This is a genomic window from Mangrovihabitans endophyticus (genome assembly GCF_014646155.1).
Classification (GTDB): Bacteria; Actinomycetota; Actinomycetes; order Mycobacteriales; family Micromonosporaceae; genus Actinoplanes; species Actinoplanes endophyticus.
Genome location: NZ_BMMX01000199.1, coordinates 1 through 530 on the forward strand (window position 1 = coordinate 1; position 530 = coordinate 530).

1 protein-coding gene is annotated in these 530 nt (G+C 41.1%); it reads right to left on the bottom strand.

The features are described from left to right. Positions 1–37: 37 nt before the first annotated feature. Positions 38–530: 3-methyl-2-oxobutanoate hydroxymethyltransferase (panB, locus tag IEY73_RS34905; protein ID WP_189083267.1), on the bottom strand; the 493-nt coding region annotated here is incomplete at its 5' end.

Sequence of the window (530 nt, forward strand, 5' to 3'; positions counted from 1 at the left end):
AATCCAAAGTTTCTAAATTGACTATCCGTTCTTTCATTTAATGATAACTTTCTAGCTCGTTAGGGAAGTTTCCCTTTTTCACATCATCAGCGTATTGCTTGATAGCGTTTTGAACCAATTCTTTCCCCTTAAGGTATTCTCGCACGAATTTAGGCTTAAAACTATCAAAAAAGCCTAACATATCGCTCCACACTAAAATCTGCCCGTCGCAATCTTTACCGCTCCCTATGCCGATCGTGGGGATTTTGATTGTTTGAGTGATTTTTTGAGCGATAGGGGTGGTTATACCCTCTAAAACCAACAAACCCGCCCCGGCTTCTTCTAAACTCAAGGCGTCTTCTAAAAGCTTTTTTTGTTGCTCTTCGTTTTTGCCCTTAATCTTATAACCTCCATCAAGACGCACGAATTGGGGCATTAAGCCGATATGTCCTACCACAATAACACCCTCATCAGTGAGCGTTTTAACCAGTTTCGCTTTTTCTTTCCCTCCTTCTAGTTTGATCGCGCTCGCTTGGGTTTCTTTATAAACT